The organism is Blautia sp. LMAG:36 (genome assembly GCF_008680535.1).
GTDB lineage: Bacteria > Bacillota > Clostridia > Lachnospirales > Lachnospiraceae > Blautia_A > Blautia_A fusiformis.
This window is the reverse complement of the sequence record NZ_NALB01000003.1, coordinates 71,162-90,803: the sequence shown is the minus strand read 5'-3', so window position 1 is coordinate 90,803 and position 19,642 is coordinate 71,162. Positions and strand designations below refer to the sequence as shown.

Genomic DNA, 19,642 nt, shown 5'->3' with positions numbered 1-19,642 from the left:
GATCACTCAGCTTTCTTGAATGCAACCGTGTAGGTTCCAAGCTGCTGATAATCTCCGTCCACCTCTTCATAGAGATAGATGGTTCCTGAGGTAACGCCCTCAGCACCTGAGATATCAAGCTGATACGGGAAGCTGATATTCTGTCTATCAATGATGGTGGATGCCTTAGGCTCACCGTTTACGTCCTGGATCAGTTCCAGACGGATCGCGCCTCCATTATAGCCGGACGGGGTATCCAGTGTCTGTGTACATTTCCAGCCTGTGTTTGCATTGACATCTGCTGTAGATGTAGTTGTGGATACTGTGCTGTCCGCAGATGCTGTGCTGTCTGTGGATGCTGTACTGTCTGTAGATGCTGTACTATCTGTAGATGCTGTGCTGTCTGTGGATGGAGCCTTGTCACCGGAGCTGATGGTAATGCTGATCGGCTGATCCGGGTCTGCTGCCGCATAGGCTTCCGGATCCTGTGCGATAACTGTACCTGCAGCTTCTGTACTCTGCTGTTCTGTTATCTGGATATCAATAAATTTACCTAAAGTAGTAAGCGCATCATCCTTGGTCATTCCTACAACACTCGGAACCTCAGCATTATCGCCATAATCAACCCCTCGACTGACTGTCAGTGTTACAGAAGAGCCTGCCTGCACAGAAGTACCTGCTGCCGGTTCGACATTGTAAACATATCCCGGATCTACCAGTGCATATCCGTTGTCATCTGTGTCGCTGTATTCTTTCTGGACATTTACCTGAAGTCCAAGATCTTCCAGAGTCTGCTGTGCATCGATTCCTGTACGTCCATCCAGATCTGGGATCGTAACCTGTGCTGTTCCGGTGCTTACCCAGTATTTCACAGTTGTATTGGCTTCAACCTGTGTTCCCGCAGCTGTCTCCTGACGGGAGATCCTGCCTTTTTCCTGATCGGATGCCTCCTCACCGGCCATCTGGACACCCAGATGCGCATCGTTTGCAAGTGTTTTAGCCTCTTCCTCTGTCTTGCCTACAAGATCAGGAACAGTTGCCAGACCGTCAGCTGCTGATTCCTGCTTCGCTTCTGCCTTGCTGCTGTCTGCAGCTCCGCTGCTGCCGGTTCCAAACAGTCCTGCGGCACGTCCAAGCACTACCACAAGAACGATCAGAAGGACTGCACCTCCGATCAGTGCCGCAATCGTCAGGCCTCTTCCGGAACCATGATGCTTCTTTTTCTTTCCGGATCTATGCTCGGATCTCGGTCTGTATTCTTCCTCTGCATCATCGTAATCGTTATCGTCGTATTTTTCTTCCTCAAGTGCGGTGATCTCCGGTTTTGTGATCTGCTTCGGTGTATGTTTGATCTCACCAAGCTCTTCTTCTGAGATCACAACCGTCTTGGCATCGTTGTCAACTGTAGTAAGCTTTACAAAATCACCCTGGGGATCGATCAGAGAATGCTTCAGGTCTGCGATCACATCCTCCATACGGCTGTAACGACGATCTACACTTTTCTGTGTACATTTCAGAATGATCTGCTCCAGACTGTACGGAAGGTCCGGTGTATAAACACTTGGCGGAACCATCTCTTCCTGCAGATGCTTGATAGCGATCGCCACAGTGGTATCTCCGTCAAAAGGAACTCTTCCTGTGACCATCTCATACAGTGTGATTCCAAGAGAATAGATATCGCTCTTCTCATCGCTGTATCCGCCTCTCACCTGCTCAGGTGAGCTGTAATGTACAGATCCCATTACATTGGAGCTGATCGTATTGGAAGATGCAGCTCTGGCAATTCCAAAGTCTGTCACCTTTACTTTACCATCTGTGGAGATAATGATATTCTGGGGTTTCACATCTCTGTGAACGATACCATGGCTGTGTGCCGCCTCCAGACCCATAGAAACCTGGATTGCGATACTTGTAGCCTCTTTAATGGAAAGCTTTCCCTTCTTGGAGATGTATTCCTTCAGAGTGATACCCTCGATCAGTTCCATAACAATGTAATAAACACCGCCGTCATCTCCTACGTCAAATACATTGACGATATTCGGATGTGTAAGACCAGCTGCCGCCTGGGCCTCACTTCTGAATTTCTTTATAAACGTGGTGTCTTCCCGAAACTCCGGTTTCAGGACCTTCACTGCAACAAAACGGTTCAGCTTATGGTCCATAGCCTTATAGACATCTGCCATTCCGCCAGTTCCGATTTTTCCTACGATCTCATAGCGCTCGGCTATGATCATTCCCGTCTTCAACATGCTTCCACCTCATTCGTGAATGGCTCTACCAGTACGACTGCAATATTATCCTTACCACCATTCTGATTTGCTTCCCGAAGGAGCGCACTGCCCTTCTGATCAATATCTGCTTCCGGATCGGATATGATTTCCTGGATCTTCTCATCTTCAACCATATTGCTGAGACCGTCTGAACACATCAGGATCGTACATCCTTTTTCAAGTTTCAAATCAAAGAAATCCACATCCACCGTTTTCTCTGCGCCAAGTGCCCTTGTAATGATGTTCTTATCCGGATGATTCCGTGCTTCCGCTTCGCTGATCTCGCCCATTCTCACCATTTCCTGTACCAGGGAATGATCTCTGGTGACCTGGCGGATCCCGTCCTGGATCACATATAAACGGCTGTCACCCACATTGGCTACATAGGCATACTGATCTACAATAGTCGCCACCACCATAGTGGTTCCCATGCCCCGGAGGTTTTCGTCTTCCTGCGCACGGTTTCTGATCTCCGTATTCGCAGCTTCGATCGCATGACGAATAACCTTCACAGGATTGTAATCCGCATCTTCACGGATTTCATCCACAAGGATCCGTACTGCATGTGAGGATGCATAGTCACCGGCGTTATGTCCGCCCATTCCGTCCGCGACTGTGAAAAGATTAGGCAGATTTCCAACCGGACCTTCAGATGCAAACACGTAATCCTGATTCATCTTCCGCTTCTGCCCTACATCAGTAGCTGAGTATATCCTCATGTCACTTCTCGCTTTCTGTTTTTTCCATGTAACTTTTTCTTAGCTGTCCACAGGCACCGTCGATATCGCTGCCCATTTCCCTTCTAATAGTAACATTAATTCCGTATTTTTCAAGTTTTATTTTGAAATTCTCCACAGCCTGTCGAGTAGACCTCACATAGGAGCGTTCCTTGATGGGATTGACCGGAATCAGATTTACATGGCAATTGATGCCTTTTATACGGCCTGCCAGCTGTCTCGCATCTTCTTCACTGTCGTTGACGCCAGCTACAAGACTGTACTCAAAGGTGATCCTTCGGCCTGTTTTGTCAAAATAATTTCTGCAGGCATCCAGAACCTCATCCATAGAATACTTATTCGCGATCGGCATCAGTTCCTGTCGTTTTTCATCATTTGGAGCATGAAGGGAAAGTGCCAGAGTGATCTGAAGCTTTTCTTCAGCCAGATCATACATCTTCGGCACGATCCCACAGGTAGAAACCGTCACATTTCTCTGACTGATCCCAAGACCGTTTTCGTCGGTAAGGATCCGGACAAAACGGACAAGATTGTCATAATTATCCATCGGCTCACCGGTTCCCATCACAACTACATTGGCCACACGTTCACCGGTATCTGCCTGGATACGGTAAATCTGATCCAGCATCTCGGACGGTTTCAGGCATCTGGTCAGTCCTCCGATGGTAGATGCACAGAATCTGCATCCCATACGGCAGCCCACCTGAGAAGAAATGCACACAGAATTTCCGTGGTGATACCGCATGAGAACACTCTCGATCACATTTCCATCTTCCAGCTGGAACAGATATTTTCTGGTTCCGTCAATTTTTGAGATCCTTACATCTGCCTGGGTCAGTGCTGTGATCGGATAAGCCGAAAGCTTTTCCCTGAGGCTTTTGGAAAGATTTGTCATTTCATCCCAGGAGGTAACCAGCTGCTGGTGAAGCCATGCATAGATCTGTTTCGCCCGGAAAGGCTTTTCACCGATCTTTGTCATGAATTCCTTCAATTCCTCCATGGTCATGGATTTTACATCTGTCATTTTCTGTTATTTCCTTCTGAATCTGGCAATAAAGAATCCATCTGTCTTATGTATTCCCGGCAGAAGCTGCAGATAGCCAAGCTTCGTGGACTTACAGTGCAGTTCCTCCGGAATATACGGATCCAGGCTTTCCAGCCGGTACGGATAATTCTTTAAAAACCATAATACATTTTCTTCGTTTTCTTCCCGGGCAATGGTACATGTGCTGAAGATCAGCGTTCCATCCGGTTTCACATACTTTGCAGCCTTATCCAGGATCATTCTCTGGAGCATTACGATCTCTTCCTGTTTCTGCGGAGTTGCCCGGTATTTGATTTCCGGTTTCTTGCCGATAACTCCATAACCGGAGCACGGTACATCCGCGATCACAATATCCGCAGCCTGTTCGGAATCCGGATCATATACCGTTGCATCCTGAACTCTGGCTTCCACATTGATCACTCCGGTCCTGTGGATGTTTTCTTTGATAAGATCTGCCTTATACTGACTTACATCTCTGGCATCCACATTTCCATAATCCCCCATTTTGTCTGCCGCATGGATGCTTTTTCCACCTGGTGCAGCGCACATGTCGATGATATGGTCACCTTTTTTCGGACTTGCAGCTTCCGCTACAAGCATAGAGCTTACATCCTGCACCAGGATCTTTCCCTGAAGGAAGGTCTCAAGTGTCAAAATATGATTGTAATCGGAAATCTTCAGTGCATAGGGAAGATAAGGAGCCTGTTCCACTGTCACTCCCTGAGACTTCAAACTGGTGACGATTTCTCTCAGAGACGCCTTATGAGTACGGCACCGTACTGTGATCGGTCTTTCTGTCAGAAAATCCTCCAGGATCTTCTCCGTAGTCTTCACTCCGTAGGCTGCTTTCCATTTTTCTACCAGATATTCCGGCATGGAATATTTCACAGAAAGATAACGGACTTCGTTTTCTTCCCTGGAAGGAAGCTCCAGATCACCGATCTCTCTTGCGATCGTACGGAGCACCCCGTTGACAAAGGGCTTTAGATTATAAAAGCCTCTTCGCTGTGCCAGCTTTACCGCTTCATTGCATACTGCACTGTCCGGAACACTGTCCATAAATTTCAGCTGATATACCGCACTTCTCAGGATCTCACGGATCTGCGGTTTCATCTTGTTTACAGAAACCTTGGAAAAAGAATCGATGACATAATCAATATAGATCCTGTATTCCAGGGTTCCCTCACATACTCTTGTAATAAAGCTACGTTCCTGTTTCGGAAGAAACTGATATTTGGAAAGCGCATTCCGGATCGCAATATGGCTGTGCTCACCCTCCTCCTCGATCTGTAATAGGATCTCAAGGATCAGTTCTCTGGTATTTACTCCGCTGCTAATCACGATCTCTACCTCCTGCAAGGATAATCAGTCTCAGAAGCTGCAGAATAGATGCCGCCAGAGCTGCTACATAGGTAAGCGCTGCCGCTGTAAGTACTTTTCTTGCACCCTTTTTTTCATCTGCACCTAAGATACCTGTACTTTCCAGCATTTTAAGCGCTCTGGAAGACGCATTGATCTCAACCGGAAGTGTCACCAGCTGAAACAGTACTGCCAGTGAAAACAAAACAATTCCCAGAGTTACCAGCGGATCAATGGAAAAGATCAGTCCTGCGATAAACAGCGGCCATGAAAGCTGGGAACCAATATTTGCGGCAGGTACAATGGCTGAACGGATATTCAGTGGTGCATAATTGATCGCATCCTGGATCGCATGGCCACATTCATGTGCTGCCACCCCCACAGCCGCCAGAGAATTTCTTCCATAAATATCTTCTGAAAGGGAAACCGTTTTCGTTCTCGGATCATAGTGATCCGTAAGACTTCCGCGGATTGGAACCACCTGTACGTCTGTGATCCCAGCCGCTCTCAGGATCCTCTGTGCAGCTTCCGCACCGGTGATACCTGAATGACTCCGGACCTTTTTATAGACTGCAAAGGTACTGCGCAGCTTCGCGGATGCCGCAAGAGAAAGAAGCATTCCGATCACGAGCAAAAGAATCGTGGGGTCCATTCCCCATCCGTAATAACCATATCCGTACATAACTCATCACTCCCTGGAATCTCTGAACATGTCTCCTGGTTTCAACTGATATCCCCGAAGGAACGCATCCGCTTCCATGCGTTTTTTGCCTTCCAGCTGCACTTCATGGAGCACGAGTACCTTCTGGCCGCATGCTACCTGGATTCCTCCTTTGTCAGCGGCTATCACAGTTCCCGGTGCTTCCTGTGCCTGTTTTTCCAGAACAGAGCTCTTCCAGACCTTCAATGTTTTTCCATTGATAAAGGTAAAAGCGCTTGGCCATGGATCAAGGCCTCTTACCAGACGCTCCAGTTCTTCCGCATTTTTGCTGAAATCCAGAAGCCCCATTTTTTTGGAGATCATGGCAGCATATGGTGTTGGACTCTCCTCCGGCTGTTTCTCGCGGGTTGCAGTTCCGTCAAAAATGGACGGTAAAGTCTGTACCAGAAGCTCTGCACCTGCCTGTGCGAGCTTATCAAACAAGCTTCCACCTGTCTCATCTTTGGCAAGCGGAACCACGATCCTGGAAATCATATCACCGGTATCCAGACCGGTTCCCATCTGCATAATGGTAACGCCGGATTCTTTTTCACCGTCGATCACCGCCTGCTGGATTGGTGCAGCTCCACGATATTTAGGAAGCAGAGACGCATGGATATTGATACATCCGAATCTCGGCATATCCAGGATGCTCTTTGGAATGATCTGCCCGAATGCTGCAACAATGATGATGTCCGGTGCAAGATTTTTCAGTTCTTCCACAAATTCAGGATCTCTTACCTTCACCGGCTGCAGTACCGGGATCCCGTGTTTCAGTGCTTCTTCTTTTACAGGAGTAGGCATCATAGTTTTGCCTCTGCCCTTCGGTTTGTCCGGCTGTGTGATCACAGCCTCCACTTCATATCCGTTCTCTGCCAGTGCTGCAAGAGGCGCCACCGCAAAGTCCGGAGTTCCCATATAAACAATCTTCATAGTATCCCGCCTTTAGTCTTCTTCATCATAAGTTACCTTGTGAAGTTCTCCCTCCACAAGTTCTGTATACATTTTTCCATCCAGATGGTCAATCTCATGACAGAATGCTCTTGCCAGAAGGCCCTCTCCCTCGTAGATCTGTTCGTTCATATTTACATCAAGTGCTTTTACCTTCACATAGTTCGGACGTGTTACCTGTCCTGCCATTCCCGGAACGCTCAGGCATCCCTCGTCACCGGTCTGCTCGCCGCTTGTCTCAAGGATCTCCGGATTGATCAGCACGATCGGGCCCTCACCTACATCGATGACAACGATACGTTTCAGGATTCCTACCTGTGGTGCAGCGAGGCCAACACCCATTGCATCATACATGGTATCCAGCATATCTGTGATCAGTTCCCCGATCCTCGGTGTCATTTTGTCTACTGTCCGGGATTTTTTTGTCAGTACAGAATCCCCCTGTACACGGATTGTTCTAAGTGCCATTTTTCTTCTCCTTTAATTCATATCAAATTGAATGTATATTTTCCGGAATCCGGAATTTATCTCTATATATTTCTCCAGCTTCTCTCTAACTGCTGTGAGAAAGCAGATATCCCTGTGCTTCAGATGGATCACCTGACGATAAACATCCTTTACCTTACCTACCGATGCAGCTGCAGGTCCGATCATGTGAAGCTCTTCCTTCGGACTTACCCTGCGGATAAAAACTTCTATATAATACATGGCATTTTTCAGAAGTTCTTCATCCTGGCAGGCGCCAAAAACAGTCATCATATGGGCTGCCGGCGGATAGTCCAGAAGCATCCGATACCCCATTTCTTCTTTATAAAATTTCTTATAATCCTGAATAGCCGCAGCCTGGATACTGTAATGCTCCGGCTGATATGTCTGGATCACCGCCTGCCCCGGCCGATTCCCTCTGCCGGAACGTCCAACTGCCTGAGTCAGAAGCTGGAATGTACGCTCCCCGCAGTGATAGTCATCCATATTCAGCGAAAGATCTGCTGCAATCACTCCTACCAGAGTCACATTCGGAAAATCATGTCCCTTGACGATCATCTGGGTCCCCACCAGAATATCTGCCTCATGCTTTGCAAAAGAAGCCAGGATCTTCTCATAGCTGTCCTTGGTCCTTGTGGTATCAAAATCCATTCGAAGTACCCTGGCTTTCGGGAATTCTTTTTCAATGACCTTCTCGATCTGCTGGGTTCCTGCCTTAAATCCACCAATGTGCGGTGAACCACAGGACGGACAGATTTCCGGTTTCACAGTCTCATAGCCGCAATAATGACAGATCAGACGATTGCCATTGTGTTCACTTAGAGATACATCACAGTGGGGACATTTCATAACGTGACCGCAGGCTCTGCAGGAAACAAAGCCCGCATATCCTCTCCGGTTCAGAAACAGCATGGCCTGTTCTCTTCTTTCAAGGACCTGCTCCAGATCCCTCTTCAGCTCCAGACTCAGTACCGAACGGTTTCCTTTCTTTAATTCTTCCCGAAGATCCACGATTGATACCTGTGGAAGAGGCCTTTCCTCATAACGTGCGTTTAACTTTACCAGAAGATATTCTCCGTCACAGGCATGACTGTAGGCTTCTAATGACGGAGTGGCTGATCCCATGACCACACGGGCATGTTCCATTCGTGCCCTCTCAATGGCAGTCTCACGTGCATGGTACCTTGGCGTATTCTCACTTTTGTAGGTGGGTTCATGCTCTTCGTCGATAACGATCAGTCCCAGATCTGAAAACGGTGTGAACAGTGCGGATCTGGGTCCTACCATCACCTGGATCTCACCACGTTTTGCTCTTTTGAACTGATCATAACGTTCTCCCTGGGAAAGTCTGGAATTCAGAACCGAAACCTTATCTCCGAACATGGCATAAAAGCGCCTGACTGTCTGATAAGTAAGCGCGATCTCAGGGATCAGCACGATCGCCTGTTTTCCCTCCTCCAGTACCTTCTGGATCAGGCGCATATAAACCTGGGTCTTTCCGCTTCCGGTCACTCCGAAAAGAAGTGCAGGCCTTGGGTCCGGCTCCTGCCATTCCCGAAAGATCTGCTCTGCCGCCAAAAGCTGTTCCTGGTTCAGACTCAGCTCCATGTTCTCCTTCACCAGGCCGAGCCCCTCGGGAATACGATACATTTCCTGACTTTCAATAGTTATCAGACCTTTTTTTTCAAAAAAATCAAGGACGGAAATGCCGGCTCCAAGCTCTTTGGAGGCATAGGTATAATCCAGGCTCCCGGCCTCCAGGATTGCCCGAAGGAACCGCTCACGTGCTTTAAAGCGGCTGCCTTCCAGCTTGCCAAGAAGTGCCTGCCCCTCTTCCTTTTTCCCTGTAAAAAGGATCAGTCTTTTCTCTTTTGCACGGACCTTGTCTTTTACAGGCAGAACTGTTTTCAGTGCCTGGATCATGGTGGAGCCATAGGTCTCCTTCATCCAGGCCGCAAGTGCGATCAGCCGGGATTCTGTTGTCTCACTGTCTGTGGACACTCCCCGGATCTCCTTGAGCTTTGACGCATCATATTTTGCCGTTCCGGAGATCCCGGTCACATAGCCTTTCCGAAGGGTATTTCCCTTTCCGAAGGGCACTGTGACCACAACTCCGGGTTTTATTGCCTGCACCAGTTCCTCAGGTACACGATACTGAAAATCCCGGTCCAGCTTTTCATGAGAAATATCAATGATCACATCTGCATAGATCATCCATTTACGCTTTCTGATCTTCTTCCAGGATCTCCCGGATCAGTACACGCTCATCCATGGGATATTTCTTACCCTTGATCTCCTGATAATCCTCATGGCCCTTTCCGGCAAGGACGATGATATCTCCCGGCTCACCGTGATGGATCGCGTAGGCGATCGCCTCTTTACGATCCGGGATCTCTACATATTTTCCATCTGTTTTTGCCATTCCGATCTTGATATCATCGATGATGGCCTGTGGATCCTCATCTCGCGGATTATCTGAAGTAATGATGGTCAGATCTGCCATCTTTCCTGAAACCTCACCCATCTCATAACGGCGCAGCTTGGAACGGTTTCCGCCACAGCCAAACAGGCATACCAGTCTGTGCGGATCATATTCCTTCAGTGTTCCGAGAAGGCTCTCCAGCGCCATGGCATTATGTGCGTAATCGATCATCAGTGTGAATTCGTCAGATACCTTGATCATCTCAATACGGCCTTTGACCCTGGCCACCTTCAGAGCTTTGATGATATTCTCCTCGGATACCTTAAAATGGCGGCAGATGGCAATGGCAGTCAGAGAATTGTAAATGCTGAACTTACCTGGAATATCGATCTCCACAGGAAAATCCATAAGTCCCTTAACATGATAGGAAATTCCCAGATACCCCTTTCTTCCAACGAGTCTGGCGCCCTCTGCACGGAGATCTGCTTTTTCGGAAAATCCATAGGTTTCAAGTTTACAGGTGTGGCCTTCGATAATGCGGTCAAAGTGTTCATCGTCACGATTTACGATACCAACCTTACACTGTCTGAGAAGCATGGATTTGCAGTGCAGATAATCATCAAAGTCCTTGTGCTCATTCGGTCCGATATGATCTGGTTCAATATTTGTGAAAATTCCAAAATCAAACACAAATCCCTGGGTTCTGTGAAGCATCAGTCCCTGTGAGGAAACCTCCATAACGACCGCATCGCAGCCTGCTTCTACCATATCATGAAAATATTTCTGTACCATATAGGATTCCGGTGTCGTGTTGGCTGCCGGGATATGCTTCTCCCCGATAACAGCCTCGATGGTTCCGATCAGACCAACCTTATATCCGGCATTCTCAAGGATCGATTTCACCATATAGGTTGTAGTTGTTTTTCCTTTGGTTCCGGTGATACCGATGGTTTTGAGCTTTTCTGCCGGATGTCCGAACCATGCTGCTGAAATAAAAGCCATGGCGTAACGGGTATCCTCTACCTGGATCACTGTCACATCCTCCGGTGCCTCCACCGCTTCTTCCACGATGAGTGTCTTCGCACCCTTTGCCACAACATCAGGTATAAATTTATGTCCATCCACGACCGCACCTCTGATGCAGATAAAAAGGCTCCCTTCTTCTACTTTGCGGGAATCATATACAACAGAAGAAACCTCCTGCTCTGTACTTCCCTGAAGGCATTTGTATTCAAGATGTTCCAATAAGGATAAAAGATTCATTTTTCTCCTCCATCTTCCCTTTTTCCGGTCTGACGGCAGCACACCGGAGGCGGGAAATATACTGTTCTTATTTTCTGTACATACCATATAGAATAGCACACCTCCCCCCTGTTTTCAACGTTTCTTTGAGGTACGGCCGCCTTGTAAAATATCAGCTTGTTACTGTTCACTCCGTTCTCAGTAACATCAGCTTTTTCCATAAATATCCGCATATTTTTTCCGGAGCCAGATGCCGCCCAGCACAGTCACCAAAGCTGTCACTGCCAGAAGCGTCCACAAATCCCTCCTGGTATCATCTCCGGTCTTCGGATGTGTGGACGCAGTTCTTGCCATCTGTATCTGACCGGAAGCCGGACCCTGGTCATCTCCCTGCAAAGGCAGCCCTTCTTCCGGCGTAATAGCCACCTCTCCTTTTACCATGACAGAAGCGGAGGCCTCCATCAATCGCTCTCCGGTTTCCTGGCTTGTGACCGTCACCTGGTTAAAAAGCTTCTGATCCGCTGTTTTTCCCGGGATCTTCACCACAGCCTGAAGAGAAACTGCCTCTCCCGGCGGGATCTGTTGGATCATTGCCTTTGTACGGCTGCTGTTGAGCGTTACACCTTCCTGCTCCAGAAACTGTGCATGGATCCCTGCTGCCTGAAAGCGCTCCGTTCCCACAACCGAATGAAGCGTTTTTTCACCGGTATTCACGATACAGATCTGATAGGTCACAGTCTCACCCGGTGCAGCGGTTTCTTTGTCTGCAGTTTTCTTTACAGAAAGATCCGCCTTCAGTGCCTCCAGACCATTTATAGTGGAAGCGTTCTTCCGGATCACCTCCTCCACTCTGTCCTTCACCCTGGCCTCTGCTTCCACCTGGTGCTCCAGATCTTTTTCCTGTTCATCCAGAAGCGGCGCCTGTACATAAAAGCTCCTGCTCTCTCCGGCTTTTAATTCTGCAAATTCCGCCACAGCCCCTTCTGTTAGAAGGCCTTCTGCATCTTCCCACAGCTGCCGGATCTTAGGGCATGAAAGGCTGCTGGTCAGACGGATATCTGCAAGATCCAGCTTTCCGGTATTGGCTATCTCTACCTGATAACGGATGGTCTGCCCTGCTTTCATTTTTTTATTCTGTGCAATTACCGACAATTCCATATCAGCCTCAGCAGCCTCCACGTCCAACATAGGCGAGATCCCCTCTGCGATCACCAGCTTTTCCCCGTTTTCTTCTGTCATGAGAAAGGTTCCCGCACCGGTACAGTCCTTCTGAAGCGGTTCCTCCTGAATCACAGGATAACTGCTTTTCTCTGCCGGAAAACGGTATTCCTGCCGCAGGATCAGCGGGATACGGAAAAAAATCTCATCCTGCCCGTTCTGCTCCACGTTCAGCACGCTTTCCAGCTTTGTGATCTCTGTAGCTTCACCGCTCTGGCTCCTTACAGAAATCTGCTGTGCAGCCATATTTTTCGGGACAGAATCCGTTTCCGGAACAAAATACTCCGAAATATACGTGACCAGCGTCAGCTTTTGCGTCTCCTCAAACTCACCTTCCTCTTCATTCCCTACATTTTCCCCTCCGGTCGACGTTCCTTCCGGTGTGAGCGGACCCGTTTTCTCCTGCTCTTCATCCTCCGGCTGTACTGTTTCCCCGGATGCCAGCTGCTCCACGTGCTCATATCCTTCCTCCATTTCTATTCCGATTCCTTCCACAACCTTATCCACCGGCAATTCCTGTTCTGCCTTCTCTTCCTGCTGCAAGTCATCCTCCGGCAGCTCCGGCTCTGGCTCCTTTTCCTGCTGCCAATCATCCTCCGGCAGCTCCTGCTCTGGCTCCTTTTCCTGCTGCAAGTCATCCTCCGGCAGCTCCTGTTCTGACTCCTTTTCCTGTTCCACCGATGGATCTTCAATCTTATGAAATTCATCGTCCCACTTCTCATTTTTCTCCTTATCCTCCGAAAACCTTCTCCCGGACAGCCATTCATTCAGGCCGCGAATCCGGATTCCAAGCTCCGCCTGTCCGGATTCTATGTCTTTCCAGAACACACTCTGATCGATAAACGGTGCCTGTCCCGGCAAAAAATCTGCTCCCAGAGTCAGCTTCGGTTCTATTGTTCCCCCCAGCATGGCTCCTGCCAGCACTGTCACAATTCCGGCTTTCTTCATCTGTTTCCATATTCTGTTTTTCATGGCTCTTCCTCATTTCTGCCTGATCTGGCATTTCTTATACACATGTTTTTTTTACAGAAGCTTACTTTTCCACAGACAAAGGCATCCCTCCCCGGCAAATGGTGCATGATCAATATTTTTTTCGATAAAATAAAATGGATTTCTGCATCGAAACGATGCGTGAACAGATCCCGCAGAATGCAGGATTAAGACTTTTTCAATGTATCACATTTTCAGACCATGCGCAACCGGATATAAAAATTATAAAGTTTGTTTAAACTTTCTTTATAAATTTTCCATTTCTTTTAGATTAACGACATATTTTAAACATATTTTCTCTATATAATAGGTGTTGGATAGATGAAAAAACACTCTCTATCTCCCCCCTCAAAAAATAGTAGGAATCAAACCGTCTGACTGGATCAGGCGGTTTTTCCTGTCTCGGAAAACACTCGATTTTCTATTGCATTTCCCACATAGGTCTTTTATAATAAAATATAATACTCGTGCATCGTTTTCGATGTACTCGTTACTGAATACAGTAACTGATTTCATTCCAATTTTTAAGAGAAACGAGGTATTTCCTATGAGCGAAAAAACCGTAGTAGTTGCATTAGGCCACCGGGCACTTGGCACCACACTTCCAGAGCAAAAAACAGCTACAAAACTCGCAGCGAAGGTAATCGCAGATCTGGTAGAGGAGGGAACCCGCGTAGTGATCTCCCACAGCAACGGTCCGCAGGTAGGGATGATCCACACCGCAATGAATGAATTCGGTAAGGCACATCCTGATTATACATTTGCACCAATGTCCGTATGTTCCGCCATGAGCCAGGGTTATATCGGCTATGACCTTCAGAACGCCATCCGTGCTGAGCTTATCTCCAGAGGGATCTACAAACCGGTCAGCACAGTTCTGACACAGGTTGTCATCGATCCATACGATGAAGCATTTGCAGAGCCGGAGAAGATCATTGGACGTGTTCTTAACGCAGAAGAGGCCGAAGCTGAAGAAGAAAAAGGAAACTTTGTCACAAAGGTGGGCGAGGGCCAGTACAGACGTATCCTTGCAGCACCGAAGCCACAGAAGATCGTAGAGATTGAAACCGTAAAGGTCCTCTCTGCAGCAGAGCAGATCGTCATTGCCGCAGGCGGTGGCGGAATCCCGGTTCTTGAGCAGGGAACTCAGCTGAATGGTGCCAGCGCCATCATCGAGAAAGACCTGGCAGCAGGACTTCTTGCAGAAGAACTGAACGCTGACACTCTGATGATCCTTACAAGCGTCGAGAAAGTAAGCCTTGACCACAATACGGATCACGAATCTTATCTGGATACTATTTCCACAGAAGATGCCAAGAAATATATTGCCGGCAAACAGTTTGCGGCAGGCTCCATGCTTCCTAAGATCGAAGCAGGTGTTTCCTTCGTGGAGAAGGGAACCGGACGCCGTACCATCATCACAGACATGGCCCATGCAAAAGACGGCTACCGTGAGAAGACCGGAACTATCATTAAATGATCATTTTACGGACTCAGAATACAAAGTGAACTATAAAACTTCACTTTACATAAAAATATCCCGCAGACGGCTGCTGGTCTTACCGGCAGCTCTGCGGGATATTTTTATATTATCTGGCTGTCCGATCACTGTTCCACAGTTGATCGGACAGCTAGCATTTACATAGATTTTCGCTCAGCGATCTCAGCCATCTTCGCCTCATTCAGGCGGGTATCTCCATGGACACGGCTGTAGGAAAGATATCCGTTCATACGGTCGATCTTGGTCAGGTTTCTGGAACCGCAGACAGGGCATACATCCATCTCCAGTTCCTCATGACCACAATCGTCACAGTATGCAAGAGAAAGGTTCACTCCCTCATAATATCCCAGATCCATGGCTCTGCGGATCAGTGTACGGATAGCTTCCTTATTGTAGCCGATCGGATAACGTACATACTGAATCTTACCGCCATTGCAGAGCTCCCAGAAACGTCCCTCCAGATCCTGTTTCTCGATCGGAGTCACATCCTCTGTTACATGGCAGTGGAAGCTGTTGCTCACATATGGTCTGTCAGAAACGCCCTCAATGATTCCATACATCTTACGGAACTGCTCTACCTGCAGGCCACAAAGACTCTCTGCCGGTGTTCCGTAGATCGCATAAAGATAACCATCTTCCTTCTTGTACTGATTTACCTTGTCATTGATATATTTCAAGACCTCCAGAGCAAACGCCCCATCCTCGGCAATGGATTTGCCATTGTAAAGTTCCTGAAGCTCATTTAACGCTGTGATACCGAAGGAAGCTGTCATAGGCTTCAGGATCTTGCCAATCTTTTCATTCGGTTTCAGATGTCCGCCGTAGAAACCGCCTTCACAATATGCAAGCGGGTTGGTGGATGCACGCATCTGTCCCAGATATTCGTAAGTGCGAATATGCAGGTTACGGATCATTTCCAGATAGAAATCCAGAACCTCATAAAAATCTCTGCTCTCCGCTCTGGCTTTTGCAAGGATCATCGGAAGATGAAGGCTTACCGCACCAATGTTAAAACGTCCCACAAAAACAGGCGTATCATTCTCATCCGCCGGCTCCATACCGCCACGCTCATACCACGGACTTAAGAAAGCACGGCATCCCATCGGGCTGATGACCTTCTTGTATTTCCTGTACATACTGGAAATATAGCCTGCGCCGGACATAGACAGCCAGTCCGGATACATGGTTTTGGAGGAACACTCCACACCAGCCTCAAAAATATCCTCACAGCACTTTCCTGGACCATGGATCTCTTTGTCATAAAGGAATACGATCTTCGGGAAAAGTACCGGTTTCTTGTGTCCGGCCTTACCCTGTCCTCCCTGATGGACCTCAAGAAGGGAAATCGTACACATCTTCTCAAACTGCTCGGTTCCGAGACCAAGTGTCACCGTAACAAACGGATAATCACCTCTGGAAGAACCGACGGTATTCAGCTTGTACTCAATTCCCTGCCAGCCCTGGTCATAATCCCTGCGGACCTTATCAAGAGCATACTCAATAGCTCTCTCCTCACGGCCACTCCAGCTCTCGTCCGAGTATTTCATAAATTCGGAAATATATTTATCATAGCTCTTCTTTGCATACGGTGCCAGGATCTTATCAACCTCCGGCACTGTAAAGCCACCATACTGCTGTGCTGCTGTACTGAGAATGATATCCCCCATAACATCAAAGGCTGTATCCAGAGTCTTCGGCTCGTTATACCAGACATTACCCATCTCAAAACCGCCACTTAAAACAGCTGCCACATCGAACAGACAGCAATTCATGGTATCCAGACGTGCAGACTGGTCATGAATATAAATGTAGCCGTCCTTACATGCCTGAAGCTCATTACGGTTCATAAAAAACTTCCGATAGAGTTCCTTGTTCAGCTCATTAAAGATCAGGCTTCGTTTCGTGGCAACAAGGGCGCTGTCTGTATTGGCATTACTTTTATCACCGATATAACGGATCGCCTGACTCTTGGTATAGACATCATCCATCATATGGATAAAATCCAGCTTGTAATTCCGATAATCACGGTAGCTCTTGGCAACTGCCGGATTCACACGCTCCAGAGCCCCCTCCACGATATTGTGCATCTCCTGGATCTCAATCTCATTCTTTCCAAGGGAATCCGCATGCTCCTGGGCAAAACGGCAGATAAAATCCTTCTCCTCGTCTGAAAAAGTATAAAGAATACGCTCTGCGGATTTGTTCACGGCAGCCACGATCTTCTGCGGATTAAACTCCTCTCTTGTCCCGTCTTTCTTGATCACATATAACATTTCTCATCCCTCCCTGTGCTATATATAAGTCGCTATGCAAATACTATATATAGTACCTATATCCTCTATATATTGTTTTTCATCTATATGTTGTGCTAGGCATGAGTATAACACAGCTGAGGAGAAAAGAAAAGGGATATTTCTGTATACACGAAAATACAGACACTTAGCACTGCCTGATCTCACTGCAGAAATATTCTCACAAATTCGTTCCGATCCAGTCTGCAATAAAATCCCATAATTTCGGAAGCAGCATGGCCAGTGTCACTATAAACCATATGATCCAGCCTGCCCCGCTGCTTTTCTGATCTTTTTTTTGCTGTTTTTTTCCCTGATCTAAAACTTCTGCACGATTTCTGCCCACCGTTGTTTTATTCCTGGTATTAACTGCCGCTGCAGTCTTACGTCCGGCTGCTGCACCTGTATTCCGGCTTCCGGTTAGATTCCGATTCAAATCGGTATTGCGGCTTGCATTCGTATTCCGGTTTGCGTTCGTATTCCGGTTTACGTTTCCGTTATGTTGTGTTGTTTGATCAGCATCCTGTCCATACTGCCGCATCATATCCCGCACTTTGGCGGAAGCATGTTTATAATGTATCTCACGGGGCTCATTCAGATGATATAACACCTCATCATTTCTGTAAGGCATCCCACATAATGAACACCTGCCATTTACAACCTTACCCCCACAAACCTGACACCTTTGACCTGCCATAAGCTCCCTCCATTCTATCCGTTAAAACGGATATTTATATTTCCATCGTAAACATAAGCATTCTTTTTTCAGTATATCACACCAGGCATTTAATACCCAGTATTTTTCTACGATACCCCAAAAGTCTTCCCCTCTCATTATATTGCCACTCCACCCATTTTCTGTTATAATACCCCACAGAGCAATAAGCCTAAAAATCATCAGGAGGAGCCGATAATGAATACAATCACAATCCCCGCAACCTATCATGCAGACCTGAACCTCCATGACACACAGATTGCGATCAAAACAGTAAAAGATTTCTTCCAGCAGACACTCTCACAGAAGCTGAACCTTCTTCGAGTATCCGCTCCAACATTTGTAGCACCGGAATCCGGCCTTAACGACAACCTTAATGGTGTAGAGCGCCCGGTAAGCTTTGATATCAAGGCTATCGAAGGAAGCAACGCCGAGATCGTACACTCCCTTGCCAAATGGAAACGCTACGCACTGAAAAAATACGGATTTTCTCACGGAGAAGGTCTTTACACAGATATGGTAGCCATCCGCCGGGATGAAGATCTGGACAATATCCACTCTGTTTACGTAGACCAGTGGGACTGGGAAAAGATCATCTCCAAAGAAGAACGTTCCATGGAGACTCTCAAGGAAACCGTACGCACCATTTACAGTGTCCTTCGTAAAACCGAGAAATACATGGCTGTACAGTATGACTACATCGAGGAGATCCTTCCAAAGGATATCTTTTTTATCACAACTCAGGAGCTTCTTGACATGTATCCGGACTGCACACCGAAGGAACGTGAATATCGAATCACCCGTGAAAAGGGTGCTGTCTTCCTTATGAAAGTCGGCAAAACCCTCACCAACGGCGAGCGCCACGACGGACGTGCCCCGGACTATGATGACTGGGAACTGAACGGTGATATCCTCGTATACTATCCGGTACTTGACATTGCCCTTGAGCTTTCCTCAATGGGAATCCGTGTTGACGAGGACGCACTTGACCGCCAGCTCACCGAAGCAGGCTGTGATGACCGAAGAGAGCTTCCATTCCAGAAAGCAATCCTGAACAAAGAGCTTCCGTACACCATCGGTGGTGGTATCGGACAGTCTAGGATCTGTATGTTCTTCCTTCGTAAAGCACACATCGGAGAAGTACATGTCTCTCTCTGGCCGAAGGAGATCACAGATGCTGCAGAGACACACGGACTTCAGCTTCTCTAAAACAGCCTACAGATTTATTTATAATTTTTGCGGAAATGAGGTAATAACGTGAACATTCTGTTTTTTCTGATTCCCAAAAGCGAAGTAGCCTACATCTTTGAGGATGAAACTCTTCGCCAGACCCTTGAAAAAATGGAGCACCGCAAGTACTCCTGCATTCCTATCCTCACCATGGACGGCAAATATCTCGGCACCATCTCAGAGGGAGATCTCCTCTGGGGCATGCGCCGTGCAGATATCCACGACATCAAGGAAACAGAAGGAATCCCGATCATGGCGATTCCACGCCGTGCCACCTACAAACCGGTCCATGCAGATTCCAATATGGAAGATCTCCTGGATCGTGCCATTAATCAGAACTTCGTACCGGTGGTAGATGACCAGGGCTCCTTCATCGGGATCATAACCAGAAAATCTATCATCAAATACTGTTACAACGAAATAAAAGCCGCACAAAAAACTGCCGGTGAAGAAATCCACTGAGCAGCGGAAAGAAAAAAGATTTTTTTGCAACTAGCACTACAAAA

General features: G+C 47.5%; 16 protein-coding genes. 3 read left to right on the top strand and 13 right to left on the bottom strand.

Annotation, left to right across the window (positions count from 1 at the left end; all coding sequences use genetic code 11):
* Nucleotides 1–2: 2 nt before the first annotated feature.
* Genes pknB through CCC17_RS00585 form a run of 11 tightly spaced genes read right to left on the bottom strand, consistent with a single transcriptional unit; the run spans nucleotide 3 to nucleotide 13,381 of the window.
* Nucleotides 3–2,228 (bottom strand): Stk1 family PASTA domain-containing Ser/Thr kinase, encoded by a 2,226-nt coding sequence (gene pknB, locus CCC17_RS00635; RefSeq protein WP_287082326.1) that lies wholly within the window; start codon nucleotides 2,226–2,228, stop codon nucleotides 3–5.
* Nucleotides 2,222–2,968 carry a Stp1/IreP family PP2C-type Ser/Thr phosphatase gene (locus tag CCC17_RS00630; protein ID WP_021651617.1) on the bottom strand — a complete coding sequence of 249 codons (747 nt, stop codon included), beginning with the start codon at nucleotides 2,966–2,968 and terminating at the stop codon, nucleotides 2,222–2,224. The genes pknB and CCC17_RS00630 overlap by 7 nt, the downstream gene beginning before the upstream one ends.
* A gap of 1 nt (nucleotide 2,969) precedes the next feature.
* Nucleotides 2,970–4,010, bottom strand: a complete 1,041-nt coding sequence (gene rlmN, locus CCC17_RS00625; protein ID WP_015526117.1) for a 23S rRNA (adenine(2503)-C(2))-methyltransferase RlmN — start codon at nucleotides 4,008–4,010, stop codon at nucleotides 2,970–2,972.
* A 6-nt stretch (nucleotides 4,011–4,016) separates the two neighbouring features.
* Nucleotides 4,017–5,369: a 16S rRNA (cytosine(967)-C(5))-methyltransferase RsmB gene (gene rsmB / locus CCC17_RS00620; RefSeq protein WP_173739763.1), complete on the bottom strand. Its 1,353-nt coding sequence runs from the start codon at nucleotides 5,367–5,369 to the stop codon at nucleotides 4,017–4,019.
* Nucleotides 5,365–6,072: a zinc metallopeptidase gene (locus CCC17_RS00615; protein WP_015526118.1), complete on the bottom strand. Its 708-nt coding sequence runs from the start codon at nucleotides 6,070–6,072 to the stop codon at nucleotides 5,365–5,367. Before CCC17_RS00615 ends, rsmB begins: the two co-directional genes overlap by 5 nt.
* Before the next feature lie 6 nt (nucleotides 6,073–6,078).
* Nucleotides 6,079–7,023 (bottom strand): methionyl-tRNA formyltransferase, encoded by a 945-nt coding sequence (fmt, locus tag CCC17_RS00610; RefSeq protein WP_059086737.1) that lies wholly within the window; start codon nucleotides 7,021–7,023, stop codon nucleotides 6,079–6,081.
* Nucleotides 7,024–7,035: 12 nt separating this feature from the next.
* The gene (gene def, locus CCC17_RS00605) at nucleotides 7,036–7,509 is read right to left on the bottom strand and encodes a peptide deformylase (protein WP_021651614.1); all 474 of its coding nucleotides are present in this window, start codon (nucleotides 7,507–7,509) and stop codon (nucleotides 7,036–7,038) included.
* A gap of 12 nt (nucleotides 7,510–7,521) precedes the next feature.
* Nucleotides 7,522–9,741, bottom strand: coding sequence for a replication restart helicase PriA (gene priA, locus CCC17_RS00600; protein ID WP_114002105.1), 2,220 nt, complete (start codon nucleotides 9,739–9,741; stop codon nucleotides 7,522–7,524).
* Between the two features lie 4 nt (nucleotides 9,742–9,745).
* Nucleotides 9,746–11,212 (bottom strand): UDP-N-acetylmuramoyl-L-alanyl-D-glutamate--2,6-diaminopimelate ligase, encoded by a 1,467-nt coding sequence (locus CCC17_RS00595; RefSeq protein WP_022426879.1) that lies wholly within the window; start codon nucleotides 11,210–11,212, stop codon nucleotides 9,746–9,748.
* Nucleotides 11,209–11,412: a hypothetical protein gene (locus tag CCC17_RS00590; RefSeq protein WP_173740612.1), complete on the bottom strand. Its 204-nt coding sequence runs from the start codon at nucleotides 11,410–11,412 to the stop codon at nucleotides 11,209–11,211. The genes CCC17_RS00595 and CCC17_RS00590 overlap by 4 nt, the downstream gene beginning before the upstream one ends.
* On the bottom strand, nucleotides 11,399–13,381 hold the full coding sequence (locus tag CCC17_RS00585) for a hypothetical protein (RefSeq protein WP_287082325.1): 1,983 nt from the start codon (nucleotides 13,379–13,381) through the stop codon (nucleotides 11,399–11,401). The genes CCC17_RS00590 and CCC17_RS00585 overlap by 14 nt, the downstream gene beginning before the upstream one ends.
* Nucleotides 13,382–13,946: 565 nt before the next feature.
* On the opposite strand from CCC17_RS00585, the gene arcC reads away from it, so the two are divergent.
* Entirely contained in the window at nucleotides 13,947–14,879 is a 933-nt protein-coding gene (arcC, locus tag CCC17_RS00580; protein WP_015526125.1) for a carbamate kinase, read from the top strand.
* A 158-nt stretch (nucleotides 14,880–15,037) separates the two neighbouring features.
* Here arcC and nrdD read toward each other — a convergent pair whose 3' ends face one another.
* Both nrdD and CCC17_RS00570 read right to left on the bottom strand, forming a co-directional pair.
* Complete coding sequence (gene nrdD, locus CCC17_RS00575; RefSeq protein ID WP_015526126.1) at nucleotides 15,038–17,173, bottom strand: anaerobic ribonucleoside-triphosphate reductase; 2,136 nt, start codon at nucleotides 17,171–17,173, stop codon at nucleotides 15,038–15,040.
* A gap of 199 nt (nucleotides 17,174–17,372) precedes the next feature.
* Nucleotides 17,373–17,888 (bottom strand): hypothetical protein, encoded by a 516-nt coding sequence (locus CCC17_RS00570; RefSeq protein ID WP_287082324.1) that lies wholly within the window; start codon nucleotides 17,886–17,888, stop codon nucleotides 17,373–17,375.
* Between the two features lie 216 nt (nucleotides 17,889–18,104).
* Between CCC17_RS00570 and asnA the strand changes: the two genes are divergently transcribed.
* Complete coding sequence (asnA, locus tag CCC17_RS00565; protein WP_015526128.1) at nucleotides 18,105–19,115, top strand: aspartate--ammonia ligase; 1,011 nt, start codon at nucleotides 18,105–18,107, stop codon at nucleotides 19,113–19,115.
* Between the two features lie 48 nt (nucleotides 19,116–19,163).
* On the top strand, nucleotides 19,164–19,598 hold the full coding sequence (locus CCC17_RS00560) for a CBS domain-containing protein (protein WP_021651604.1): 435 nt from the start codon (nucleotides 19,164–19,166) through the stop codon (nucleotides 19,596–19,598).
* Nucleotides 19,599–19,642: the final 44 nt, after the last annotated feature.